The organism is Synechococcus sp. WC101 (assembly GCF_047461555.1).
GTDB lineage: Bacteria > Cyanobacteriota > Cyanobacteriia > Thermostichales > Thermostichaceae > Thermostichus.
Genome location: NZ_JANSHG010000171.1, coordinates 1 through 4,806 on the forward strand (window position 1 = coordinate 1; position 4,806 = coordinate 4,806).

Below are 4,806 nucleotides of genomic sequence, written 5' to 3' on the forward strand. Positions count from 1 at the left end.
TCCTGGAGGAGCACCAGATCCGTGAAGGTGCCTCCCACGTCGATCCCCAGGCGGACCAGGCCCCCCTGCCTCCCATCCTGTTGCTTGCCTTGCGCGCTACTGGCATTGGCCATGGCTCGATAAGACCCTTGGGCAGGCCTCAACCCCTCGCTAGAGACGAGGCCGGGGCACCTCTTCCGACTTGCTTTCCAGGGGTTGCTCCTGCTGCAAAAGCTGGCGAAAGGCCGGCTCGTCCAGCCGGTAGTCCCGCTGCTCGATCAGATCCCGCTCCGTAGAGTAGATGGTGTCCGACTCCCGCACCACTTCTTGGCGGCGGAAGCGGCGGGCAAAGTCGAGCTTGCGCAGCAGCGCCTCGGAGGGACGCTTCAGCCGCTCTTGCCAGAACCGCCGGATGCGATTGCGGCGCTCCACCCCCTGGTTGCGGAACTGCAACGTCAGCCACCGCACTGCAGGCACTGCCAAAAACAGCGTGCCGTAGAGAAAGAGGAATCCAATCAGCGGGTAGATAAACGCCAAAAAGGCGTTGCTGCCAGCGGCGGCTGCCACCTCCTCCCGCGCCCCGTAGAGAATGGCCGCCAAGAGGAAATTGAGCACACCCAAGCCAGCAGCTAGGGTCAGTTGCTCAGGGGTGGCGCGGCTAAACACCCAGGGTTTTTCTTGCAACACCTCCGGGATCTTCTTGGAGCGGCGCTCTGAGGCGGCCACCTGTAGCTCTGGGAAGCGATAGACGATATCGCCGTCCTCGCTTACCTCCGGCTGGCCGTCGAACTTGAGCAGAATGGGCAGCATATAGTCTTCGTATTCTAGGGCCGGGGATCCCGGCTCCACATCCAGGTAGGGCAGCACCTGCTCGGCGGCGATCACCCCCCCGTTGGCGCGGATCACTTGGCCGATCAAGGCATAGCGCTTCTCTTCCAGGTTGGCGTTGGGATCCCCGTCCCCAAACAGGAAGCTGTACACCGCCTCCAAAAAGTTCATCTCCGATTTTTCCCGGCGGGGCTGCGCCCGACCGGAATAGCCCCCGTAGTAGGGGTAGGGACTCCAGAAGGGGTTGCCCACCCAAAGGTTGGGGAAGTAGAAGAACCCCACCTCGCGCGAGCGACTGCGACTGCCGCTGCCCTCTTCACGACTGCTGGCCATCTGCAGAGCTATCAACGCCAGGGTGATGAGGATAATCGACACCACCAACAGGATGCCGAAGGAGATGCGCAGCCCGTAGAGAAAGCCGCCCCACAGCTTGCGTCGCAAGGCTGCCAGCCGATCCTGCTGCTCCCTGCGCTTGAGAATGTCGCGAAAGTCGGGCGGGAAAACGTAGGCAATCTCCCCCTGCCGCGAAACCTGGAGATGCCCCCCAGCCTTTTGGGCTAACTTCAGCAACTCCTGTTTGGCCTCCTCTAGGGCCAGGCCTGTGCTGGAGGCAATATCTCCCAGAGTGACCCGCAAGCCCAACTGCTCTACTGCATCGATGACCAATGTCTGTGTAGCCACTCTCAACCTCCGCTGGTTACCTACTGTTGCCCGGGATCCAACTGGGACGCTCGCCCAGCATCTGCAGCCAAGGGTTACAGCCATCCCTATTCCCAGTATCTCTCTTCAACTCGGGGGCGACGAGGGCGGCTGTTGCTGCTTTTGGGTCAGGCAGCCTGTCTCTGCGCCGACCCAGGGCTGGGCTAGGGCAGCCAGGCCATCACCGCTAGCAGGGCGAAAAGGATCCCGATCAACACCCACGTCAGCCGTTGGGTATTCAAGGGGGGAGCAGCCTCGCGGCGGATGGGATCGGCGACTTTTGGCAGGGAAGCTGGGCGGCGGGGGCGCTCATAGACCAGACGGCGTTCCCCTGGCTCGGCCTCTTCCAGATGGCTGAGATCTGGGATTTCGAGCAACCACTCTGCTGGTCGCCGCAGACGCGGAGCCTGCCAGATGCCCAACACGTAGCGGGCCTGTTGAGCCACTTCCGGATCCGGGTTGCCCAGCAAGGTTTGCGCCAAGCGGATCGCCTCCTGGGTCTCTCCAAGGGCCTCCTCGGCCAGGGCCTGCCAGAGCCGCAGCTTGCCCGCTTGCGGGTAGCGGCTTTGGGCCTGTTTCACCTGTTCCAGAACCCGCCGGTATTGTCCCCGCTCAAAGCTGGCCTCAATCCGGGCCAGATGCTGGGGCAGGCGCAAGTCTTCGGGAGGGATCAACTCCGGATCCACCGATAAACCCCCCTAGGTAAGCTTTTGTTCTACCCCAAACCCCACCAGCAGCAGCTCCTCCAAGGGCTGACCGTGAGGGGGTCGTTGGTAGGTGAGGATCTGGCGCAGGCGCAGGCGTGGGTTAAGCAAGGTGATGGTATCCACAGCAACGACGCGGGTGTAGGTGGTGGTCATCACCAGTTGCAGGGATCCGGGATCGAAGCGGAAGCTGGCCACTATGGGGCGGTCTTCCTCATAGGCCCGATCCCGCAAGTAGTCGCCCTCCAGCCCACGGGGCCCTTCTCGCCGGGGCACGAAGAGCATGTTTAGCTCTTGCCCAGCCTCCTCCCCTTTTTCGGAAACCGTCTCAAACGCCAGGTGGAAGCCCAAAAACCCGTCCACACCGTGGTTGGGGTAGTTGTTGTCGGCCAGTACCTTCTCCTTGAGCTCAGGGGTGAGGGTGCGAATGGTGAAGTCGGTGCGCGAACGCTCCACCTCCCCTCGATCCAAATAGTGGTAGGTGCGCTCGGTGTGCCAGGCGCCAATGCAGCAGTTGAAGAAGTGGTGAAATTTTTGCAGGGCATTCATGCCAGAGGGATCGAGAGCAGGGCCAAGTGGACGGCTAAACCCGATCCTAAAACGAATCGCAGACAAACAGGCACTCCCCTTCTCCCCCTCAGGTGTTAGCTGCCGCTGGGATCCCCTGGGCCACCGACAAAGTCGCCCCCAACACTTCCAAAGCCCGCTGCAACTGCCCATCCTCAGGGCCGCCCAGGCTTTCTGCCGTCAGGGGAACAGGGCCCGCGGCCACCTCCACATCGGGCTGGATCCCTTGGCGATGAATGTCGTGGCCGTTGGGGGTGAGGTATTTGGCAGTGGTCACGGCCAGCCCCGAGCCGTCCGCCAGCTCCAGCAGGGATTGGATCAGCCCCTTGCCGAAGGTGCGCGTTCCCACCAGTTGCGCCCGTCCGCTGTCCTGCAACGCCCCCGCCAAGACTTCGCTGGCGCTGGCACTGCCCTGGTTCACTAAGACGACCAAGGGGGCTGCCGTGAGGACTTCGCCGGTGGCGGGAATGCCGTCCTGAATGCCGTAGCGATCCGTCACTCGCACGATGTCGCCTTTGGGGATCCAAAAGCGAGCAATCTCAATGGCCGCCTGCAGTAACCCTCCGGGGTTGTTGCGCAGATCGAGGATGTAGCCCCGCACTCCTCGCGCTTCTGCGGCCTGGATGGCCTGACGCACTTGAGCGGCGGCATTGCCGTTAAACTGGCTGAGGCGGATGTAGGCTACCTCCCCCTGGGGCAGCTTGAAAAAACCGGTGCGCACCGGGTTGATCAGGATGGACTGCCGCACCAGCTCCACCTCCCAGATGCGCTCCTGCCGCCTTAGCCGTAGGCTAACGGTTGTGCCGCTGGGGCCGCGCATGCGTTCTGCCACCTCATCCAAGCTCAGCCCTGCCACTGGCACCTGATCCACCGCCAGGATCTCATCTTGAGGTTGGATCCCGGCCCGCTCGGCAGGAGTCCCCTCCATTGGGGCGATGACCCGTACTGCCCCCTGCCCGTCGATGGCAATCTGGAGGCCGACGCCGCTCAACTCGCCAGCAGTGGAAGTCTGCAGGCTGAGGTAGTGCTCCCTGTCCAAAAAGCGGGTGTAGGGATCCCCCAGAGTTGCCAGCATCTCCTCGATGGCCCGGTAGGTCTCTTGCCGATCCTTCAGGGGCCGAGAGAGAAAGCGCTGGCGCACCTGCCACCAGTTCTGTCCGTTGAAACCCGGATCCACGTAGGCCCGATCCACATAGGCCCACGCCTGCGCCAGCAGTTGCTGCTCTTCCCCCCAGCGGCTGGCCTGCACCTGACAGGCGCCAATGCCCAAACTCGCCCAGAGCAGGCACCCTAGCAACAAAACTCGGACAGCCTGGCGTAACCCCCATCCGATCCCCAACCCTCTGCAACTGCTTTCCCCAGATCTCGGCTTCTGCGCAATCATCGGATCCCAAACTGAAGAAGAAGCTAAGAAATACTAAGAAACGTGAACAAGATGAGACATCAGCAGGCGTTTGGGCTGTTGGTGTAGGGATCCCTGTCTCAAAGCTGAGCCCGACTTCATGATCGTGTTAACGAATTGTGTTACAGTGCCATAGGGAGTGGGCCCGCCCCGCCCTGGATATCCAACTCTAAAAATTGCAGGCATCATGAGCAAAGTTTACGACTGGCTAGACGAGCGGCTGGAGATCACGCCTTTCGTCGATGACGCAACCGGAAAATTCATTCCGCCCCACGTTAACATCTTCTACTGCCTCGGCGGCATCACGCTGGTGTGCTTCCTCATTCAGTTTGCCACCGGCTTTGCCATGACTTTTTACTACCGTCCAACGGTGGCCGAGGCTTTTGAATCGGTCAACTACATCATGACCCAGGTCAACTTCGGCTGGCTGCTGCGCTCCATCCACCGCTGGAGTGCTTCCATGATGGTGTTGATGATGATTCTACACACCTTCCGGGTTTACCTGACGGGGGGGTTCAAGAAGCCGCGCGAGCTGACCTGGGTAACCGGCGTGATCTTGGCGGTACTGACGGTTTCCTTTGGGGTTACCGGTTACTCCCTGCCTTGGGATCAGGTGGGCTATTGGGC

At 61.5% G+C, this 4,806-nt stretch carries 5 protein-coding genes; 1 reads left to right on the forward strand and 4 read right to left on the reverse strand.

What is annotated here, in order from left to right:
- Window positions 1-150 precede the first annotated feature (150 nt).
- The 4 genes from NW809_RS10715 to NW809_RS10730 form a co-directional block, all read right to left on the reverse strand.
- The gene (locus NW809_RS10715) at window positions 151-1,488 is read right to left on the reverse strand and encodes a hypothetical protein (protein WP_414402109.1); all 1,338 of its coding nucleotides are present in this window, start codon (window positions 1,486-1,488) and stop codon (window positions 151-153) included.
- Between the two features lie 182 nt (window positions 1,489-1,670).
- Window positions 1,671-2,192 carry a hypothetical protein gene (locus NW809_RS10720; RefSeq protein ID WP_228375239.1) on the reverse strand — a complete coding sequence of 174 codons (522 nt, stop codon included), beginning with the start codon at window positions 2,190-2,192 and terminating at the stop codon, window positions 1,671-1,673.
- Between the two features lie 12 nt (window positions 2,193-2,204).
- Window positions 2,205-2,825, reverse strand: a complete 621-nt coding sequence (locus NW809_RS10725; protein WP_228375241.1) for a phycobiliprotein lyase — start codon at window positions 2,823-2,825, stop codon at window positions 2,205-2,207.
- Between the two features lie 22 nt (window positions 2,826-2,847).
- Entirely contained in the window at window positions 2,848-4,161 is a 1,314-nt protein-coding gene (locus NW809_RS10730; RefSeq protein ID WP_011430624.1) for a S41 family peptidase, read from the reverse strand.
- A 205-nt stretch (window positions 4,162-4,366) separates the two neighbouring features.
- Between NW809_RS10730 and petB the strand changes: the two genes are divergently transcribed.
- Window positions 4,367-4,806, forward strand: a 440-nt coding sequence (gene petB / locus NW809_RS10735) for a cytochrome b6 (protein WP_414402110.1), incomplete at its 3' end; no start/stop codon positions are given.

Excerpts from the sequence above, each read along its gene's own strand:
- NW809_RS10730 (WP_011430624.1), bottom strand. The coding sequence starts at position 4,161 with ATGATTGCGCAGAAGCCGAGATCTGGGGAAAGCAGTTGCAGAGGGTTG.